At 47.9% G+C, this 18,354-nt stretch carries 17 protein-coding genes; 9 read left to right on the plus strand and 8 right to left on the minus strand.

The window, feature by feature from the left end; genetic code table 11:
* Positions 1 to 208: 208 nt before the first annotated feature.
* Positions 209 to 1,033, minus strand: coding sequence for a DUF2971 domain-containing protein (locus NTW12_06850; protein ID MCX5846062.1), 825 nt, complete (start codon positions 1,031 to 1,033; stop codon positions 209 to 211).
* Positions 1,034 to 1,309: 276 nt separating this feature from the next.
* On the opposite strand from NTW12_06850, the gene NTW12_06855 reads away from it, so the two are divergent.
* The 5 genes from NTW12_06855 (at position 1,310) to NTW12_06875 (ending at position 6,585) form a co-directional block, all read left to right on the plus strand.
* On the plus strand, positions 1,310 to 2,368 hold the full coding sequence (locus NTW12_06855) for a DUF2332 domain-containing protein (GenBank protein MCX5846063.1): 1,059 nt from the start codon (positions 1,310 to 1,312) through the stop codon (positions 2,366 to 2,368).
* A gap of 35 nt (positions 2,369 to 2,403) precedes the next feature.
* Positions 2,404 to 2,976 carry a flavin reductase family protein gene (locus NTW12_06860; GenBank protein ID MCX5846064.1) on the plus strand — a complete coding sequence of 191 codons (573 nt, stop codon included), beginning with the start codon at positions 2,404 to 2,406 and terminating at the stop codon, positions 2,974 to 2,976.
* 59 nt (positions 2,977 to 3,035) lie between these two features.
* A complete protein-coding gene (locus NTW12_06865; protein ID MCX5846065.1) occupies positions 3,036 to 3,695 on the plus strand; it encodes a TVP38/TMEM64 family protein in 660 nt (219 codons plus the stop codon).
* Between the two features lie 201 nt (positions 3,696 to 3,896).
* Complete coding sequence (locus tag NTW12_06870) at positions 3,897 to 4,463, plus strand: Yip1 family protein (protein MCX5846066.1); 567 nt, start codon at positions 3,897 to 3,899, stop codon at positions 4,461 to 4,463.
* A 568-nt stretch (positions 4,464 to 5,031) separates the two neighbouring features.
* Positions 5,032 to 6,585, plus strand: a complete 1,554-nt coding sequence (locus NTW12_06875) for an SDR family oxidoreductase (protein ID MCX5846067.1) — start codon at positions 5,032 to 5,034, stop codon at positions 6,583 to 6,585.
* A 367-nt stretch (positions 6,586 to 6,952) separates the two neighbouring features.
* On the opposite strand, the gene NTW12_06880 is transcribed toward NTW12_06875, so the two are convergent.
* The 6 genes from NTW12_06880 to NTW12_06905 all read right to left on the minus strand — a co-directional run bounded on the left by NTW12_06880 (position 6,953) and on the right by NTW12_06905 (position 11,616).
* A complete protein-coding gene (locus NTW12_06880; protein MCX5846068.1) occupies positions 6,953 to 7,285 on the minus strand; it encodes a hypothetical protein in 333 nt (110 codons plus the stop codon).
* Position 7,286: 1 nt separating this feature from the next.
* Positions 7,287 to 7,766, minus strand: coding sequence for a hypothetical protein (locus tag NTW12_06885; GenBank protein MCX5846069.1), 480 nt, complete (start codon positions 7,764 to 7,766; stop codon positions 7,287 to 7,289).
* 212 nt (positions 7,767 to 7,978) lie between these two features.
* On the minus strand, positions 7,979 to 9,229 hold the full coding sequence (locus tag NTW12_06890) for an IS256 family transposase (GenBank protein MCX5846070.1): 1,251 nt from the start codon (positions 9,227 to 9,229) through the stop codon (positions 7,979 to 7,981).
* A 169-nt stretch (positions 9,230 to 9,398) separates the two neighbouring features.
* On the minus strand, positions 9,399 to 10,085 hold the full coding sequence (locus NTW12_06895) for a TIGR04283 family arsenosugar biosynthesis glycosyltransferase (GenBank protein ID MCX5846071.1): 687 nt from the start codon (positions 10,083 to 10,085) through the stop codon (positions 9,399 to 9,401).
* Positions 10,086 to 10,091: 6 nt separating this feature from the next.
* On the minus strand, positions 10,092 to 10,772 hold the full coding sequence (locus tag NTW12_06900; GenBank protein MCX5846072.1) for a TIGR04282 family arsenosugar biosynthesis glycosyltransferase: 681 nt from the start codon (positions 10,770 to 10,772) through the stop codon (positions 10,092 to 10,094).
* A 10-nt stretch (positions 10,773 to 10,782) separates the two neighbouring features.
* Positions 10,783 to 11,616 (minus strand): sterol desaturase family protein, encoded by an 834-nt coding sequence (locus tag NTW12_06905; protein ID MCX5846073.1) that lies wholly within the window; start codon positions 11,614 to 11,616, stop codon positions 10,783 to 10,785.
* 219 nt (positions 11,617 to 11,835) lie between these two features.
* Between NTW12_06905 and NTW12_06910 the strand changes: the two genes are divergently transcribed.
* On the plus strand, positions 11,836 to 12,159 hold the full coding sequence (locus tag NTW12_06910) for an HU family DNA-binding protein (protein MCX5846074.1): 324 nt from the start codon (positions 11,836 to 11,838) through the stop codon (positions 12,157 to 12,159).
* 216 nt (positions 12,160 to 12,375) lie between these two features.
* Here NTW12_06910 and NTW12_06915 read toward each other — a convergent pair whose 3' ends face one another.
* Positions 12,376 to 14,013 (minus strand): ATP-binding cassette domain-containing protein, encoded by a 1,638-nt coding sequence (locus NTW12_06915; protein MCX5846075.1) that lies wholly within the window; start codon positions 14,011 to 14,013, stop codon positions 12,376 to 12,378.
* 436 nt (positions 14,014 to 14,449) lie between these two features.
* On the opposite strand from NTW12_06915, the gene NTW12_06920 reads away from it, so the two are divergent.
* The 3 genes from NTW12_06920 to NTW12_06930 are packed head-to-tail and all read left to right on the plus strand — an operon-like array spanning position 14,450 to position 18,341.
* On the plus strand, positions 14,450 to 15,292 hold the full coding sequence (locus tag NTW12_06920; protein ID MCX5846076.1) for an FAD/NAD(P)-binding protein: 843 nt from the start codon (positions 14,450 to 14,452) through the stop codon (positions 15,290 to 15,292).
* Positions 15,292 to 17,328, plus strand: coding sequence for a formate dehydrogenase subunit alpha (fdhF, locus tag NTW12_06925; protein MCX5846077.1), 2,037 nt, complete (start codon positions 15,292 to 15,294; stop codon positions 17,326 to 17,328). Before NTW12_06920 ends, fdhF begins: the two co-directional genes overlap by 1 nt.
* On the plus strand, positions 17,325 to 18,341 hold the full coding sequence (locus NTW12_06930; protein MCX5846078.1) for a 4Fe-4S dicluster domain-containing protein: 1,017 nt from the start codon (positions 17,325 to 17,327) through the stop codon (positions 18,339 to 18,341). The genes fdhF and NTW12_06930 overlap by 4 nt, the downstream gene beginning before the upstream one ends.
* Positions 18,342 to 18,354: the final 13 nt, after the last annotated feature.

Consider the following 18,354-nt stretch of genomic DNA (forward strand, 5'->3'; position numbering starts at 1 on the left):
ATAACAAGGAACCGATGATCTTACATTATGTTTTTTACTTGCCGAGTTACCCACAGCAAAGAGCCCGTACATGCCACGAGAATAAGAAAATCTATTGGCATGTACGCTCTCTTTGTTGTGGATAACTCTAACATACAAGGGTTGGGGTGAGGGTGATACTTGTTTAAATGAGCGCGATGTATATTTTCCCTTCCGTGTTACCTCTGCCTTACCCGATCGTTTTTATTATCTCTAACCCGAATTCTTTTTCTTTCTTCGTTGTTTGATATAACTTCAGAGGAACTTTTCTGCCTTTCGCCCATTCCCTGATCAATTGCCTGTCTTCATGCGGCATCCCGCAACCGAATAGTACACCTGTCAGCATTTCCGCCGGAAAGATGTGTTTCCCCGGCCCTTTGTCAGGGTCCAGGATTCGCCACTCTTTCTCATACTTCCAAAAATCCGACTTGGTCCAAAGAACCGTTCGCGTCTGATCTTCACGATTTCTCACGATGTTTATCTGTGGATATAATGATGGATACTCTACTTTAAACAGCAACTCTCCAAAAGGATAAAACGCTGGTTTAATGTGAAATTGGAGGCAAAAACCTCTGTGACCGTCAGCATAATGAGACCACATGAGTATATTATCCCGAACTTCCGAAAGGCAAAATACCCCGATCTTATTGACTGCGTCCTGGACGTCATTTACTATTTTTTGTTTTGTCCCGGGATCTTCCCGCCACCCGCCCCTGATTAGCTGACTGACAAAAGCTTGCCGCTCTTCATAATCCCATTCCGGATGTCTGTCTTTCAGCATGCCGTTCAGGTAATCCTCCCAATCGTCATCAGTCGCATCGAAGGATGCCTGAACCCGGCAATCGAAAGGATCGTTGAATTGCCGTGGAGAAGAAAAGTACAATTCGTTGTGCGTAAATATTCGCTGAAGGTTCTTTTTATTTTTCGGATCGAGTTTACAATATTTATATAAGAATTCCGGTGTGATGCGTTCCTCAACCGTGAAAGAAATTTCCTGATCGCCTTTCACAGCCATGTTCTCTCACCTAATATCTTCCTATGCTTTTATTTATGTTCATCCACCATTCCGGTTGACGTATATACTGTATTTATCATATGTTATCAAGCAATCAATGTCATTGACTTAAGCACTTTGGCCCCCCTCTTTTCTAAAGAGGGGTGGGGGGAGATTTTACGGAATGCAATTAAAATCCCCCTGAATCCCCCTTTACAAAGGGGGACTTGAAAGAGATAATATTCTTAAGTCAAAGACATTGATCAAGCAATAGAACGGTTTACTGGAGACTGATGAATGCCCATCGGGAAACCACAATTACAAGAGATTGCAACGAGCTTTGCCCACAGCGCTATCCACGAGTTTCGCGGAGCTTCACCGCTGTACGAGAAATTATCTATGGGCATCAGCACAGACCCGGAACTGCTTACGCTTGCATCAGGCGCCATTTCGAAACCCGTACCGATGATTTTTCTGGCGGCAGTTCATTACCTGTTGCTCGATGGTGCAACCCACCCGCTTGCGGCATTGTATCCCGACATAAATCCTGAACCTTGTACCACCGAAACGGATATTTACCCTGTCTTCCGCGATTTTTGTTTTCAGCATCAGGATGAGATCGAGAATCTCATCACAACGCATCACGTACAGACCAATGAGGTCCGGCGGTGCGCATGTCTCCTGCCCGCGTTCGGCATTGTTGCCCGACAGGCAAAAGGGCTCCCGCTGGCTCTTGTGGAGATCGGAGCCAGCGCCGGGCTTAACCTTCTCTGGGATCACTACGGGTATGATTACGGAAACGGGCTTTTCTATGGAAAAAGGGAATCGCTCCTCCAGTTAACCTGTACGTTGCGCGGAGACAATAGACCCCCATTTTCAAAAACATTTCCGCAGATAACCTCACGTATCGGCATTGACTTAAACCCCATCGATATACGGGACGAATCGGCAGTCAACTGGCTTAGGGCCTTCATCTGGCCTGAACATGCTGCCCGTTTTGAGCTTCTTCATCGCGCCATAGAGACAGCCTGGAATAGCCCCCCGGAGTTGTGTAAGGGTGACGCCCTCGAACTCTTGCCCGGTATCATGGAGACCGTACCCCCGGAAGCGCTTCCTTGCCTGTTCCATACCTTTGTCAGTAATCAGATGTCACCGGAAGCACGCAATGGTATTGCGAACATCATAGCAGATTACGGATCACAACGTGATATCTGTTGCATTTCAATAGACTTGTCGGATAAATATAAGTATCCGCGGCTTGAACTACTGTCATATATCGATGGTGTGAAAGCTCACCGGCATCTTGCGAATTGCAGCGGCCACTCCCGCTGGCTGGAATGGCTTGAACCTGTCTAACAAAAAAAACAATTAAATGAATAAGGAGGTAAGTCATGAATAAGGTCAAAATCGGGAACAATCCTTTCGTGTATCCCATGCCCATGGTTCTGGTCGGCACGGTTATCGATGATCGGGCTAATTTCATGGCCGTAGGCTGGGTGTCGCGGGTAAACTTCAATCCTCCCATGATTGCCGTGGCACTGGGTAAATTTCATTATACGAATGCAGGTATCCATAAAAACAAAACCTTCAGTGTGAACATTCCGGGTATCGACCTTATAGAAAAAGTGGATTATTGCGGACTGGTTTCCGGAGAAAAAGTCGACAAATCGAAATTGTTTGATGTTTTTTACGGTAATCTACCCGCTGCCCCCATGATACGAGAATGTCCCCTCTGCATGGAGTGCAAACTATTTAATGCTGTAGATCTGCCTTCAAATACCCTGTTCATCGGCGAAATCATCGAGACATATACCGAAGGGCGTTATCTGACCGACGGCAAACCTGACATCAAAAAAATGAATCCCTTTACTTTAACCATGCCTGACAATAATTACTGGAGGGTCGGTGAAAATGCAGGTAAGGCCTGGAGTATAGGAAATAACTTCAGGAAACAGTCTGAATAGAAGCGTGGATGTATCGGACAAAAAATCCTCAGTCAAAAGGCTGATCCCGGAGCTTTCGAATGTCGCCTCATTGGAAAAAAGGAATAATTATCCTGGCCGTCGCTGTGGTCTTAATTTTGGTTAGGATATGGGGAATCGGTGAGAAACTCGGAGACATAAGGGATTGGATTGTCTCCCTTGGTTACTGGGGGCCCGTGGCTTTCATTACGCTTTACATAGTCGCTACGGTCGCCGCTATTCCCGGTTCGGCCATTACCGTCGCTGCCGGCGCCCTTTTCGGGTCGGTTTTCGGTGTACTCTGGGTCAGTATTGCATCAACCATCGGGGCCACTCTGGCTTTCCTTATCGCCCGCTATCTGGCCAGGAATATCGTGACCGAGTGGCTCTCGAAAAATAAGAAGTTTCAAAAACTCGACCGTATGACAGAGGAACACGGGGCAATCATTGTAGCCCTCACCCGTCTCGTTCCTCTTTTCCCCTTCAACCTCCTCAATTACGGGTTCGGGTTGACACGAGTCCGCCTCGGGACGTACATCTTCTGGTCATGGCTGTGCATGCTGCCGGGAACACTCCTGTATGTCGTCGGAACGGACGCAGTGATCAGCGGATTGCGTCAGGGAAGAGTCCCCTGGGCGCTTATCGGTGTCTTTGTTTCCGCGGTTGTCCTTGTGGGCGTCCTCGTCAGGATTGCCCGCAAAAAGCTTCAGGAAAAACAATAAAATAAGGTTCATCCGGTTCATGCGTACTTCTGTTATCCACAATTCGGCAGAGTCATGAAAAGTTGCTGATTTCAGATGGCAAACAGTATCTGATGGTCAGCCAATATCTCATTGACATAAAAGTCTGTTCTACTTATACTGCCCCAAGCAAAGAGGAAGTTCTTCTTGGATTTTATTAACAAATACCTAGGAGGGGAAAACATGAATATCACTGAACGTATCAAAGGAATTTTGCTTAGGCCACAAGAGGAATGGCAGACCATTGCGGGGGAAACGACACCTATTGCCGAGCTATATACAAACTATATTATTTTATTGGCAGCCATCGGACCGGTTGCCGCTTTTATAGGTCTGTCTCTTGTGGGCGTGAGCTTGCCTGTTGGAGGAACCTACAGGGTACCGATAACAACAGGTATTCTGCATGCGATCGTTCAGTACGGTCTCACCCTTGGTGGTGTATATGTCCTCGCCTTCATTATCGATGCCCTTGCCCCTACCTTTTCAGGGGAGAAAAATATCGACCAGGCCTTCAAGCTGGCCACGTATTCTTATACACCGGGTTGGTTGGTCGGTATTTTCGCGCTCATCCCTGTCTTTGGGATCCTCGGTATTTTGGGGTTATATGGTCTATATCTCCTTTATGTAGGGTTACCTGTTCTCATGAAATCTCCAAAAGAAAAATCCATAGGGTACACGGTTGCCGTAATCATCGCAGCGATCATTATTTTTGTCGTGATAGGCGCCATCTCACGAGTCTTTATTTCCTGACATACACCAAATATGACTATGCCTGTGATGAGATAAAATTGCCGCATCTACAGCGTATTGACAAAAAGAGACTCTACGACGCACCCTTGCACATTGTGGGATACTCTTCGCAATGACCCCGACGATTCTTGACGGATTTATATGGCCCGGGCTTTCAATAAACTGGCCGGACTGATGCAGAATCTTGGGCACCCTCGTATTAAGTACGGGGTATGCCCTGGAGTCGCTGGCCGCCATGTGTTCTCACATACCGAACATGGATGAGCAGATGGTGTGGTGCTAAAGATTCTGTAACATTATCAGAGCCTACAGTGCTTCCTGAAATCCACAAACCGTCGACTTTGATGAATATGCAGGACTTCATTACGTAATCATTGATATTATTTTCTCAATGATTATGATATGAATGACCTGTTCTTTGGGGGCTGTGGGCCAACCGATACATGGTTCAAATCGTGACGTACCTCCGAGAAACCAGGCGGCAATAGAGAAAACAAACCTTAACCCATTGTATCTGGAGAAACCGGTCTACTCGGCTCAAAAACAACAACAAGGGAAAAACCATTAAATGGAACCATATATGGAACAGTCCTTTTCCCCTGATCAGAAAGACCTCTTTTGTACGGATCTTCCCACCAGGCCGCTGTCGGGAAATGTAAAAATTCTGGTAACCGGCGCCTCCGGATACATAGGGGGGAGGCTCATCCATGAACTGCGTGCACGGGGCTATCAGGTGCGGATGATGGTGCGAGATAATGCCGTTCAGTACCAAAACCTCTGGCCGGACGCCGAGGTGGTCATTGCCGATGCTCTTAAATATGAAACTCTGGGAACTGCACTCAATGGCATACACACGGCCTTTTATCTGATACATTCTCTGCTCCTTGGACCGCAGGGTTTTCATGATGCTGACAACCATGCCGCACATAATTTCATGCGGGTTGCCGAGGAAAACAACGTACAACGAATCATCTATCTCGGAGGGCTGGGAGACATTACCACTAACCTGTCCGACCACCTGCACAGCAGGATCCAGGTGGCGGAAGAACTCAAAAAAGGGACTGTTCCTGTCACCGTCCTCAGGGCTGCAATCATCATTGGATCGGGAAGCGCCTCCTATGAAATTATCAAGCACATCGTAAAAAAGATTCCCGTCATTAATGTGCCCAGGTGGACCAACACCCGGTGTCAGCCGATTGCCATCCGCGATGTTATAAAATACCTGGTAGGATGCCTGGAGACGCCGGCAACATCGGGTAAATCATTCGACATCGGGGGGAAAAATATCTTAACCTACCGGCAGATGCTGGAACTGTTTGCCATGGTTATGGGTAAAAAACGGACATTTGCCAGTCTCCCGTTTTCCAACCTGCGCTTCTACTCATATATTGCAAGCCTGATTACCCCTGTTCCTGCCCCGATCATCCATTCTCTCATTGAAGGATTAAAAAATGAAGTAATCTGTCAAAATGATTCTATCAGGGAAATTATCCCCTTTGAAACCTTAACCTACAGGGAGGCGGTAGAGCGGGCGCTGCTGAGGGAAGAACAGGACAAAGTATACACAAGATGGTCCGATGCATATCCAAAGAACCACAGCCTTGCCCTGAAACTCCATGAACTGGGGAAACTTCCCTATTACACTGCATCGTATTCGATCATCACAGAAAAAAGCGCATCAGCGCTGTTTGAATCTTTGTGCAGGGTTGGAGGTAAGGAAGGCTGGTTCCAAGGCAACTGGATGTGGTGGCTCAGAGGGATGGTCGACAGGTTGCTCCTGGGAGTCGGTTCACAGCGGGGGCGACGCAGCGACGTAAATCTGAAAATAAATGATGTCATAGATTTCTGGCGTGTTGAAGATATCAGGAAAAACCAGAGACTTTTGCTCCGGGCGGAAATGAAACTGCCTGGAAGGGGATGGCTTGAATTCATGATAATGCCTCAGGATGACGGTAAAAACAAGCTGTCGATCACGGCATATTATGATACGGATACGTTAGCAGGAATGTCATACTGGTATATTTTCCTTCCGCTTCATAATATAATTTTTAACGGCCTGATAAAGCAAATTGAAAAAAGAAGTCTATACAGCGACAGATCGGAAAGGCAAGAAGATCTTTGATGCAATTGAATGGCTGGCCACCATGTGCTCGCACATACCGAACAGGGGAGAGCAGAAGGTGCGGTACTGCGGGGTCTGCAGCACTATCGAGGACTTCAGTCCTTCCTGTTATCCACAAATCGTCAACCTCGACGAAGGCAAATGATTTCTATACGTAATCATTGAGTTATTTGTTCGATATTTATGATAGGAATGCGGAATATTCATCAGAAAAAGGAGATTAACACAGAAAACAAACCCCTACATCTAGTATCGGGGAAAACCGGTCTACTTGATTCAAACAAACTATCTCAAGAATAAAATCCGTCCTTATTCACCATTAGAAACTCGTCGCTCTGTCGCCCGTAAAATCTTCAGACGAAACCGGTTATTCAAAAAGATGATTGAAGAAGAATCCTACAATGATCAATCCCCCCAACACCGTTCCGGCAATGACCATGCCGGAGGTTTTGTCCGCATCGATCTTCTTGTCCAGGTCGGCTTTGGAAAAAATATATCCCAGAACGATAAACAGGACGATGACAAAAATCCCGTGGGTCGTCCAGTGATGGCCGAAAAGGGATTTCATCCAGGCCTTCAAAGGGGCATAGGTTTCTTTGGCAACGATCAGCAGGGCGTTGAAAATGCTTGCGATCAGAAACGATACCCCAAACCCGACGGACAACTTGTCCCATGCTTGATTCTCAGATCGCTTTTCCATGTTATTTCCCTCCCATCAGGCTCATTTTGACCCCTTTGCTGATCATTGCACCGAAACCTTCCATTCCCAGTCCCAGAACAACGATCGTCAATGCGATCACGATGGTCAAATTCCTGATTTTCTTGTCTTTGAAAATCTGGTTGCGGAAAGTGACGATGGGAAGCAGGATGCTCAAAAGGATTATCATGAAGAAAATATGCTCCTTCGCCTCCATGAAAAACGAGTGAGACCATTTCCATGGACCGGCCAGGATGATCGATTTATCGCTGCTACTTTCGGCAGCTCCGTAATAGACGATATACCACCAGCCGCCCATCAGATAGGCAAGCCACATGAATAGCGTTGTACCGATACTGGCCAGTTTCAATCTGTGCTGATTCGCCTCGCTACTGTTTGCCGCTTCCACGACAACCCAGATAGCAGCGAGAATCCCGAATACGCCGAGTACCACATGAGGCATTGTCATTAATTCCTTGAACATAATCAAACCTCCTTGTTCATTGCTGCATTAGAATATATCTTTTTGCCTCCAGACAACTCCGCTCACATCATAATCGAGAAAAAACAAGGGGAGCACATCGCGTGTTGGTATTTAGTATAATTATTCAATCAACATATGTCAACAACCAACGAGGGATATTGTCAATAGTTGTGGATGAGATATTTTTCAACGTATCCTAACCCTTTTCAAATTCAAGCAGCCTGTTTCATTATTACACCATCAACAAATCTGATTCCTTCAATGACCTTGCAGATAAGGTTCTGCCCCCTGATTCTCTGCCAAGTCTTTTCTGCTTCCATGGCCAATTTGAAAACCATGGTAAGTGTTGCCAATCTTGAGCCACAACCTTTTGTCCGTTTTGTGCGAAGCCTCACAGTGGCAAAGGTTGATTCTATAGGATTTGTAGATCGGATATGACGCCAGTGCTCTGCCGGGAAATCATAAAAAGCAAAAAGGCTTTCTTTGTCTTTTCTTAAACACTCGCAGGCTTTTTCATATTTTGCCTGATATTGAGATAAGAAATAATCATAGGCTCTAAAGGCTTCATCCCTGGTCGGAGCCATATACATGTCGCAGATATGAACCTTGGCTCTCGGTTGAACGCTCTTTGGCATTTTATCCAGGACATTGGCAGTCTTATGAACCCAGCAACGCTGCTCTATCGTTTCCGGAAAATCCTCCCGAAGGGCTGCCCAGAATCCCAAGCCGCCGTCACCAACCGCCAACTTAGGACATTCTTTAAGCCCCCTTTGCTTGAGATCGCGCAGCATCTCCTGCCAAGCCTGTTTGCTCTCCCGGTATCCGTCAAGAATGGAAACAAGTTCTTTCTTCCCGTCTTCCAATGTCCCCATAATGACCAAGATGCATTGCCGCTTGTTCTCCACATCTCCCAAACGAACATTGAAATAAATGCCGTCTGCCCAGAAATAAACGTATCGCTTATGGGCAAGATCCCGCCCCGCCCAGTTTTCATAATCTTGTCCCCAGAGCTTCTTTAATCGAACAATATTTGTGGCAGAAAGCCCCGTTGCGTTCTTCCCTAATATGGATTCCAATGCCTCGCTGAAATCTCCAGTGGAGATCCCCTTAAGATAGAGTGCCGGTATTAAAGAGTCTATTGATGGAACTCTTCTCATATATCTCGGCAAAATAGTGCTGGTAAAAGCCTCGCCTTCTCTCTTGTCGTGAATGCGGGGCTGTTTCACTTCCAATAGCCCAATTCCAGTCACAATCTCTCTTCCCGGTAATGACCCGTTCCTTACAACCAAGCGCCGACCACGAATATCTTTTGCATCCTTGAAACGCTCAATGTACTCACCTATCTCATTCTCTATGGCCGCCTGCAACATCCGACAGGCGCCTTCCCGAATAATCAATTCCAATGCGCTTTTTGATTCCTCTTTAACTTGCTTTTCCAGATAATCTCGTTCATTATCCTCCATGGGCGTATCCTTCTTTCTCCCCTCTTGCCAAGGGGGCTTTAAGTTAAACTACACTTATTAGGATACGCCTTCTTTTTATCCTGTTCACAACTTTGGGTTATATCTCGTTACGATTGACCCGGTGGTTCGGATGGTTACGATAGCCGGAATGAGCCAACCCGTTTCTCCCCTATTGGTAAAATCGGACCAGTTTTTCCGGTTTAACCCCCGACAGGTATAATGTCAGCAGCAGCCAGTTCCGGAGGGTTGTGTAAATGATTCCCTCTCTTTCCCAGCGCCGTGAAGATGTGCGGACCGCTCTGTCGATGATACAAATTTTCCCTCCCCTTTTCTTGATTCTTTGCATGATTTCGACGTCTTCCATGATGGGGATATTTTTATAACCGTCCAGATCCCTGAAGTCGGTTCTTCTCATGAAGATAGCCTGATCTCCGTAGGGGATGCGTGTTACACGGGAACGGAGAGAAGCGGCCCTCTCAATTAATCTAAATACAGGTTTTTCTGAATCGATAGCCAGATCAAAGGCGCCTGCCGTACATGATGTATCCCGCATTGTGGCTTCTATGAGTTCCAGGGCATCAGGGGGGAGAGTGGTGTCCACATGCAGGAAAATGAGGATTTCTCCGGCAGCGAGAGCTGCCCCCCGGTTCATCTGGTTTCCCCGCCCTTTCTCGGAGATGGCCACTTTGACACCCATATGACGGGCAACATCGATTGTTTTCCCCTCGGGGTCTCCATCAACGATAATTATCTCAGCGCCGCCGGATGCATGCAAACACCAAATATGCTCAATCGTCCGGGTGATGATCGCTCCTTCGTTCAAGACAGGGATGATGAAAGAAAATTTTGGAATCATGAGGTATTATGCAAGCCCCCTGTCCCGCAGATATGCAATCGTTTTGGAGCCGGCGAATCCTGTTTTTTTGCTGTTTTTGATGAGAATCGTTATATCCTCGGGTCTGTCGACATCCTGCCATACCGGCAGTATATGTGCCAGGGCTCCGGCTTTATGTAAAATGTCCATAGTCTCTTGATAAATTGTCTCTGCACCCCACGCAAGACCGGTAAAAACATCCGGATTGAATGCTTCCCTTGTGAATCCGATCAGGTAATAACCCCCATCAGCAGAAGGGCCGATTACGGCATCGTGATCTTCCAGGGCGAGAAAAGACTTTTTGATAATCTGTGCCGGCAGATCGGGGCTGTCACTCCCGATGACAACAACGGAGCAAAACCCTTCTGAAAAGCATCGGATAAAGGCATGCTTCATCCTTTCACCCAGATCCTTTCCCTCCTGCGGCATATAGGAAAACCCGCCCCCGAACATTTCCCTGATCTCGTGTTCTTTCCCTTCGGGATGGAAGGCCATTCGGAACCGGTAGGCCCCTTGAGCAAGCTTCTCCAGTAAATCTTCTATGAAGCAGCGGTAAAGATCAGTCGCGATCTCTTCACCCAAACCTCGGCTGATTCTGGATTTAACCTCCCCGCGGTCCGGGAATTTAACAAACATAACGAGGCATCTGTCTTCTGTCATCGAAATCATGTTCTTCCTCTTATAACTTTTTCTCCACCTTTTCCGGATTGATGAGATTCCCGATCTTTTTTCTCGTAAGAGGCATGATCAGAAGCCACCACAGGGACAATCGTTTCACATCCCTGAAATAACCCAGACCGATTGTCATTTTGTCATGCCCTTCCGATGGCTCTTCCTGATAGGTTCCAAGAAGACGGTCCCACCAGGGGAGGTTGAAGCCAAAATTGGTATTTGTTTCGCGTATGATGACGGAGTGATGGACGCGGTGCATATCGGGAGTCACGAGGAACAACCGGAGAACACGGTCAACACCCTCAGGGATATAAATATTGCTGTGACTGAACAGGGAGGCGCCGTTCAGAACCACCTCGAAAATCAAAACAGCGAGAGGCGGGGCTCCTAAAATGGCAACGACCGCCAGCTTGATGATCATAGAAAGGATTATTTCCACAGGGTGGAAGCGTATCCCTGACGTCAGGTCGATATCCAGGTCGGTGTGGTGTACCATATGCAAACGCCAGAATAGGGGAACAGCGTGAAATACAACATGCTGGAGGTAAATAATGAAATCGAGGGCGATGACACTGATAATAATCGCCTGCCACTTAGGCAGAATGGAGTAGTTCAGCAGCCCCCAACCGTTTTCAGCGGCGAGAACCGCCATAGATAAAGGGATTAAGGGAAAGATACCTCTGACCACAATGGAATTTAAAGCATGGATAGACAGGTTATTGAACCACCGGAGTGACTTTGAACTCGTCAGAACACGGCGCGGCGAGAACAACTCAAAAATGGACATGCTGATGAAAATGGCAATGAAGCATCCGACCCGTAAGGGGACCTCATAAGCCATCGCGTCCTTCATTATATTTTCTGAAAAAAACAAGACCAATCTCCCCGGCACGACACTAAAATTTCAAGATGCACGCAAATATCTTAATCGAAAGATACAAATTATAAAATAGAAAAAAGGTTCATCCGTTTAATGCGTATTTCTTCCTATTGAAGATTTTATTGTAGACACTGGGCTAATTTGCTGTATATATAGACAAATCAAATTTTAGGAGGAATTATGACAAAAGCAGAACTCGTAGCGAAGATTGCAGAAGGAGCAGAACTGACAAAGGTTCAAGCTGAGAAGGCACTCAACAGCTTCATCGCTGCAACCACGGCTGCTCTCAAGGCTGGCGACAAGGTCACTCTGATCGGTTTTGGTACGTTCAGTGCGGTAACCCGTGCCGCCCGTATAGGCCGGAATCCTCAGACCGGCAAAGAACTTAAGATAGCTGCCAAGACCAACGGCAAATTCGCACCAGGGAAAGCGCTCAAGGATCTGAAAGCGAAGCCTGTCAAGGCTGCACCGAAAGCAAAGGCCCCAGCTAAAAAAAAGAAATAGAACCGCAGAAACCTGTTAAAGCGAGTTTCTCAAAAAGACCCGTTTCCATGAATATTGGAACGGGTCTTTTTTCGTTGTGGTTTGCTGTCGTGTTAGAGATAATCAGTAATGTTGGGGGCTCCGTAGGGGTTCTAAGACCAAACCCTCGAATTTTTGCGAGCGCTACATACGTATAGCTTCTGGAAAGAAAATATTTATCGGCAGAAGATTTTTAAATCAGAGAGCAGCGACATGGCGGCCCTGGAAAAGCTCATCCCGTACCCGTGCAATCTCTTGATCTTCCAGGTATTCTTCAAATCCCATTATCCTGTCGATAATCCCGCCCGGCGTAATTTCCACGATCCGATTTGCCACAGTGGAGACAAATTCACGGTCGTGGGAGCTGAAGAGCACCACCTCCGTGAAGGCGACGAGACCGTTGTTCAGGGCGGTAATCGATTCGAGGTCCAGATGATTGGTAGGTTCATCCATGATGAGGGCGTTGGCGCCGGTAAGCATCATTCTGGAGAGCATGCAGCGGACCCGCTCGCCCCCGGAAAGGACACGCGTCTTTTTCAGCGCCTCTTCTCCGGAAAAAAGCATCCTGCCGAGAAATCCCCTGGCAAAGCTCTCTCCCTCGGCAGGGGGTGAATACTGGCAGAGCCACTCGACCAGATTCAAGTCATTGTCAAAGTAGGTATTGCTGTCCTTCGGAAAATAGGCGGGGGTTATCGTTACTCCCCATCGGAAGCTCCCGCTGTCCGGCATAAGCTCTCCGGCCAGGATCTGGAAAAGGGTCGTCTTGGCCTGGCTGTTGACACCGACAAAGGCGATATTATCACCCTTGCGGACGTTCAGATTGATGTCAGTCAAGACGGGTAGCCCGTCGATAGACTTGGAAAGCCCCTTTATCTCCAGGATGATATCGCCACAGGGTCTTTCGGGCTTGAAGACGACATAAGGGTATTTCCTTGAAGATATGGGTATGTCTTCCAGGGTAAGCTTCTCCAGTAGCCTTTTCCGTGACGTGGCCTGCTTCGCCTTGGAGGCGTTGGAGCTGAAGCGCCGGATGAACTCTTTGAGCTCGTCGGCCTTGTCGGTTGCCTTCCGGTTCTCCTCCTGCTTCTGCCTCAGGTGGAGATGGCTGGCCTGATACCAGAAGTCGTAGTTTCCCACGTAGACCTTGATCTTGCCAAAGTCGATATCCGCAATATGTGTGCAAACCTGATTCAGAAAGTGTCGGTCATGAGAAACAACAATCACCGTGTTCTGGAAGCGGCTCAGAAATTCTTCCAGCCAGGCGATAGACTTCAGGTCGAGATGGTTGGTGGGTTCATCGAGGAGCAGTACATCCGGATTACCGAAAAGCGCCTGGGCCAGAAGCACCCGTACCTTGTCACCACCCTCCAGTTCCTTCATCTTTCTGCTACGCAGCTCTTCCGGTATCCCGATGCCGTTTAAAAGCACTGCCGCCTCGGCTTCGGCTTCGTAGCCATTCATTTCGGCAAAATCAGACTCCAGCTCTGCGGAGCGAATGCCGTCTTCATCCGAAAAATCTGCCTTGGCGTAGATCGCCTCCCGTTCGGCCATCACTTTATAGAGCGTGGCGTGACCCATGATGACGGTGGTGAAAACCGTCTCCTCATCGAATGCGAACTGGTCCTGCCGTAATACCGCCAGCCTCTCTCTGCGGCCGATAGCGATTTCACCCTTGTCCGGCTCAACATCACCGGAGAGAATCTTGAGAAAGGTAGATTTCCCCGTGCCGTTGGCGCCGATGAGACCGTAGCAGTTTCCCGAAGTAAACTGGATGTTGACGTCTTTAAAGAGAATCCTCTTGCCGTAGGCGAGGGTTATGTTTGATGCACTTATCATGCTTTGATCTGACTCCTTTTCAAAAAAAAATAAAACCACAAGGAGGGTCCCTGTGGTTTCAGGTGGCTGGTATCTATACTATAAAGCTTGGCATAGCAACCTTTTTCTTAACAGAAATACCGGACGCCTAATGGGGGGGCTAGAGCTGATGATTATAAAAGAGCTGTATCGGGGTGCCGAATTATTACTCCGGCAATAAAATATATAAATAGCTGCAGGGTGAAACCAAAATAAATACAAGAAGACTTCCGGGGCGATATCTCCCCGCGGACGGGGTGTTTTACCCCGTCACCATGGGTGATGCAATGCCTGCAAACTTAAATAGTATATAATATCAATTATTTATGATTTTGGTATTAAAATTGCGATACATTGCCTATCTGAGCGCCGGTCTTTAGAAAAAAGACCTAAACTTTCGGGACGAGGAGGTAAGGCTATGGGTGGTAATACCGCTAACATATATGAACTTCGACCTGTGTCCATTGTGAGGACATTACCTCAAATAAATGATCACAGGTTATTCCAGTTGAAGCTTGAGGACGGAACAACATGGGAGAGTTTCGGCCATCGACCGGGACAGTTTATTGAAGTCTCTATCTTTGGAAAGGGAGAGGCTCCCATCAGTATATCATCGCCATCCACAAGGCTTGATACCCTGGAGATATGTGTTCGGCGCTCCGGAAAAGTGACCAATGCACTTTTCGAAATGGGAAAAGGGTCTACGTTCCACATTCGCGGCCCTTATGGCAGGGGCTTTCCCGTGGAGGAACTAAAGGGTCACAAGCTTCTGCTCATTGCAGGCGGTCTCGGACTTGCCCCTCTTCGCTCCCTTCTTCTCTATTCCCTTGATAAAAGGGATGATTTCGATGAAATCATCCTGATGTATGGAACGAACAACCCTGATAACGTTCTGTTCAAGTATGAACTGTTAAGCTTTTATGACAGGGATGACATTAAGTACCTCTATAGTGTGGACAAAGATGAAGAGGGAATCTGGAAGCAGTATGTGGGTGTTGTGACGGGACTGTTCGATAGGGCTGCCCTGTCTCCGAAAGACACGTATGCCGTTATGTGCGGTCCCCCGATCATGTACCGTTTTGTTCTGCAAAAACTCTTAAGTCTGGGATTTTCTAAAGATCACATCCATATGTCTTTAGAAAGGATGATGAAATGCGGCGTCGGGAAATGCGGCCACTGCGCCATCGGTGACAAATACTGCTGTATGGATGGTCCCGTCTTTCCCTATACCGAAATCGAAAGTATACAGGAGGCAATTTAATGACCAGAACACCGACAGTATGTCCTTTCTGCGGGTGCGGATGCGGCTTCACTCTGGTATCAGAAAACGAAAGGGTGGTAGGTATAGAGCCAAGCCCCTCAAACCCGGTCAATAAGGGGATGCTCTGCGCGAAGGGCTGGAATGCTTATGAGTTCATCCACTCACCCGACAGGCTCACCGTGCCGCTGGTAAGGAAACAAGGAACTCTTGTTGAAAGCACATGGGACGAGGCATTGAGGATCGTCGCTGAGAGATTGACGGATATAAAGTTACGATATGGTCCCCGTGCTTTAGCCTTTCTCAGTTCCGCAAAAGTAACCAATGAAGAGAACTACCTTTTCATGAAGATGGCGCGGGCAGTATTCGGCACCAACAATGTAGACCACTGCGCCCGGCTCTGACACAGCGCAACGGTGGTCGGTCTGGCCGCTACATTTGGATCCGGGGCAATGACAAATTCCATCAATGAATTTGATGATGCCGATCTGTTCCTTGTTACAGGCTCAAACACAACGGCGCAGCACCCGTTGATAGGATCACGCATAATCAATGCGAAAGAGAGGGGGGCAAAGCTTCTTCTCATTGATCCGAGGGAGATACAGCTTGCCCAGTTTGCCGATTTGCATCTGAGGCAAAATATCGGCACCGATGTGGCCGTATTAAACGGTATGATGAACATCATCATCGAAGAAGAACTTTACGATAAGGAGTTTGTCGAAACAAGAACAGAGGGTTTTGATCAACTGAAATCCGTGGTTAGCCGCTATACCCCACGGGTAGTGGAAAAGATATCCGGTGTTCCTGCCCACGACCTGGAAACGGCGGCTCGAATATACGCTACAGCAGATAAGGCCATGATCGTGTATTGCATGGGCATAACCCAGCATACAACGGGTACCGATAATGTGAAAACCTGTGCAAATTTGGCCATGCTCACAGGACACATTGGAAGACCATCCACGGGAGTCAATCCGCTGAGGGGGCAGAACAATGTACAGGGCGCATGCGATATGGGGGCGCTGCCCAACGTATACAGCGGCTATCAGCCGGTTACTGATCCCGCAATTAAGAAAAAGTTCGAGGATGCATGGGGTGTCCAGGGACTTGATGACAAAGCCGGCCTGACCATCACAGACATGATAATAGCTGCGCGGACAGGAGACATCAAAGCCCTCTATATCATGGGAGAAAACCCCATGGTGAGTGACCCCGACACTTCACACATTGAGCATGCCCTCTCCAATCTTGAATTTCTCGTGGTGCAGGATATCTTTCTCTCTGAAACCGCATCCAGGGCGGACGTGGTGCTTCCCGCCGCATCATTTGCCGAAAGGGAAGGGACCTACTCCAATACAGAGAGAAGGGTCCAGCTCTCGAAAAAAGCACTATCACCACCGGGGCTTGCCAGGCCCGACTGGGAGATCGTGTGCGAAGTAAGCAGGTTAGCAGGTTACGCCATGAATTACCGTTCGCCCGCCGATATCATGAAGGAAATCAATGCCCTGACTCCATCATATGCGGGCATTACCTACCAGAGGCTTGAAAAATGCCATGGTATTCAGTGGCCCTGCCCCAATGAAGAACATCCGGGCACACCGTATTTGCACAGGGATAGGTTCTCCAAGGGACTGGGAACGTTCCTGCCCTGTGATTTCAAACCCCTTGCTGAGGAGCCTGACGAGGAATACGACTTTGTGCTTACCACGGGACGTATCGCCTACCACTTCCATACCGGCACCATGACCCGGCGCGTAAGCATACTGGAAAGGGAAGCTCCCGAACCGCTCATTGAGATCAATCCCGATGATGCGAAAAGGCTCGGCATAAGGAGTAATGATATGGTGGAACTTACATCGCGACGGGGTTCGATAAAGGCCAAAGCAGAGGTTACCACGAGGGTGCCAAGACGGGTTGTATTCTCCACATTCCACTTTTACGAAGCACCTGTAAACCTGCTCACGAACCCGGCACATGACCCTGTTGCGAAGATACCTGAATACAAGGGGTGTGCAGTCAAAGTCAGGAGATGCGTATGAAGACAATAGCGAAAGAAAACGTCAAGGATCTGCTCAGGTTGTGGACAAAACAATATCAGGTACTGGTCCCAACGAGAACAACCCAGGGAGATTGTATATTCGATACCTTTCAGGAGGATTCATTTACCCTTGACTACAAGAAGCCGCCGCTCCCTCCGAAGTCGGTTTTCTTTCCCCATAACGAGGTGATCTTTCAAGTGGTAAATAATGAATTCCGTGAGATTGTATCGGCAAACAATACAATCCTGTTCGGGATACGGTCCTGCGACATGATGGGGTTGCTTCAGTGTGTGAGCTTTATGACCCGTGATCGCAAGGATATCTACTACAGCGCGAAAAAAGATACGGCCATAACTGCTGTAATGGCATGTCCCGGGCCACAGAATGAGACCTGTTTCTGCACCACAACATTCAGCGGCCCGGTTGCAGAGAAAGGCTTTGATTTACTGTTCTACGACATGGATGATGTTTTCATGATAGAGGCAGGCAGTCAGCAAGGCAAAGATTTACTGTCATCAGGTCAGTTTATCGATGTGGATGATACCATCGCCAGGGAGAAAATAGAGGCTTTCAAGAAAAAAGCCGTCCAGAGCATACCGCTCGTCGATGAGGTCAACGAAGCCATGAACAGGCTCGAAGACGGCACAGCAGATGAGAAAGTCTGGGAGCGCTTCGGCCGGAAGTGTATAGTTTGTGGCGGCTGCGCTTTTGTTTGTCCTACATGCACGTGCTTTAATGTCTATGACCACGAGACAGCACCGGGCCGTGGTGTGAGAGCCAGAACGTGGGATGCATGCCTCTATGGCGGATTTACCCGCGAGGCTTCCGGCCACAACCCCAGATCTACCCAGGCATCAAGGCTGAAAAGACGGCATGAACACAAGCTCCTTTACTACAATAAGACCGATATCCAGGAGAGTCTGTGCGGTTGCGTGGGTTGTGGTCGTTGCTCCGACTATTGCCCTGTCCATATCGGAACCCTTGAAGTCGTAAAAGAAATTGCTGCAAAATAAAATTTCGGAGGTC

It is taken from the genome of Deltaproteobacteria bacterium (assembly GCA_026388545.1).
Taxonomy (GTDB): domain Bacteria; phylum Desulfobacterota; class Syntrophia; order Syntrophales; family UBA2185; genus JAPLJS01.

Excerpts from the sequence above, each read along its gene's own strand:
- NTW12_06850 (MCX5846062.1), bottom strand. The coding sequence starts at position 1,033 with ATGGCTGTGAAAGGCGATCAGGAAATTTCTTTCACGGTTGAGGAACGC.
- NTW12_06855 (MCX5846063.1), top strand. The coding sequence starts at position 1,310 with ATGCCCATCGGGAAACCACAATTACAAGAGATTGCAACGAGCTTTGCC.
- NTW12_06860 (MCX5846064.1), top strand. The coding sequence starts at position 2,404 with ATGAATAAGGTCAAAATCGGGAACAATCCTTTCGTGTATCCCATGCCC.
- NTW12_06865 (MCX5846065.1), top strand. The coding sequence starts at position 3,036 with ATGTCGCCTCATTGGAAAAAAGGAATAATTATCCTGGCCGTCGCTGTG.
- NTW12_06870 (MCX5846066.1), top strand. The coding sequence starts at position 3,897 with ATGAATATCACTGAACGTATCAAAGGAATTTTGCTTAGGCCACAAGAG.
- NTW12_06875 (MCX5846067.1), top strand. The coding sequence starts at position 5,032 with ATGGAACCATATATGGAACAGTCCTTTTCCCCTGATCAGAAAGACCTC.
- NTW12_06880 (MCX5846068.1), bottom strand. The coding sequence starts at position 7,285 with ATGGAAAAGCGATCTGAGAATCAAGCATGGGACAAGTTGTCCGTCGGG.
- NTW12_06885 (MCX5846069.1), bottom strand. The coding sequence starts at position 7,766 with ATGTTCAAGGAATTAATGACAATGCCTCATGTGGTACTCGGCGTATTC.
- NTW12_06890 (MCX5846070.1), bottom strand. The coding sequence starts at position 9,229 with ATGGAGGATAATGAACGAGATTATCTGGAAAAGCAAGTTAAAGAGGAA.
- NTW12_06895 (MCX5846071.1), bottom strand. The coding sequence starts at position 10,085 with ATGATTCCAAAATTTTCTTTCATCATCCCTGTCTTGAACGAAGGAGCG.
- NTW12_06900 (MCX5846072.1), bottom strand. The coding sequence starts at position 10,772 with ATGATTTCGATGACAGAAGACAGATGCCTCGTTATGTTTGTTAAATTC.
- NTW12_06905 (MCX5846073.1), bottom strand. The coding sequence starts at position 11,616 with ATGGCTTATGAGGTCCCCTTACGGGTCGGATGCTTCATTGCCATTTTC.
- NTW12_06910 (MCX5846074.1), top strand. The coding sequence starts at position 11,836 with ATGACAAAAGCAGAACTCGTAGCGAAGATTGCAGAAGGAGCAGAACTG.
- NTW12_06915 (MCX5846075.1), bottom strand. The coding sequence starts at position 14,013 with ATGATAAGTGCATCAAACATAACCCTCGCCTACGGCAAGAGGATTCTC.
- NTW12_06920 (MCX5846076.1), top strand. The coding sequence starts at position 14,450 with ATGGGTGGTAATACCGCTAACATATATGAACTTCGACCTGTGTCCATT.
- NTW12_06930 (MCX5846078.1), top strand. The coding sequence starts at position 17,325 with ATGAAGACAATAGCGAAAGAAAACGTCAAGGATCTGCTCAGGTTGTGG.